The 813-nt window shown below is 79.2% G+C and carries 1 pseudogene; it reads left to right on the top strand.

The annotated features are described in order from the left end of the window. Positions 1–729: pseudogene (locus EF903_RS33225) on the top strand (hypothetical protein); the annotation flags it as partial. Positions 730–813 lie beyond the last annotated feature (84 nt).

Raw genomic sequence — 813 nt, 5'->3', positions numbered from 1 at the left:
GGCCCCGGCCCCCTCGCCCGCCTGCTGCGGTGGGCCCTCGGCGGCCTCGCCGCCGTCGACGCCGTCGCCCTCGGCCCCGCCCAGGCGTCGCTGACCCCGCTCGGCAGCTGGGCCGTCTGGGTCAAGCTGGAGCAGATCTGCGTGGCCGCGCAGAGCCCCGCCGGCAACATCGAGCAGTCCGCCGCCGCCATGCTCCACGGCTGCGCCGGCCTGACCCCGGGCCCGGCCCGCGCCGAGTACCGGGCCTGGCTCGCCGCCCGGCCCGTCGGCCACGCCGTCGCGGAACTGCTGGACGCCGCCCGCGGCGACGACGCCCTCCTGCGCGGCCTCGCCTTCGAGGCACTCCGCGTCGTCGGAGCCCCTGCCGAACCCGAGGTCCGGGCCGCCGCCCGGGAACCCGCCCTGCGGCCGTACGCGCTGCTCTGGCTCGCCGAGCACGACGGAGTCGACCCCGACGAGGCCCAGGACGTGCTCACCCCCGAGGAATCCACCTGGCTCTGGGTCGACACCGCCGCCGCCATCGCCGACCACGGGGAGGCGGAGCTGCTGGCCCGCCACCTGGACTCGGCGGTGCGGACCACCGTGCCGAGGCTCCTGGAGGAGGTCCGCGCCGTCGGCCATCCCCGCACGGTGCAGGTCCTCGTCGCCCTGGCCGCCGCCCACCCGGACCCCTCCCTGGCCAAGGCGGTCCGCCGGGCCGCGTTCCAGGTCCACACCGGCGGCGAATGACCACGGCCGCCGCCCCCGGTCCCCCGCGCCCCAAGCGCCGGCGGGGCCGATCGGGCCGGCGGGGGCACTGTCAAGCCCGCGCGG

Origin of the sequence: Streptomyces sp. WAC05292, from assembly GCF_003949955.1 — a bacterium.
Classification (GTDB): Bacteria; Actinomycetota; Actinomycetes; order Streptomycetales; family Streptomycetaceae; genus Streptomyces; species Streptomyces globosus.
This window is presented reverse-complemented; position numbering and strand designations above follow the sequence as displayed.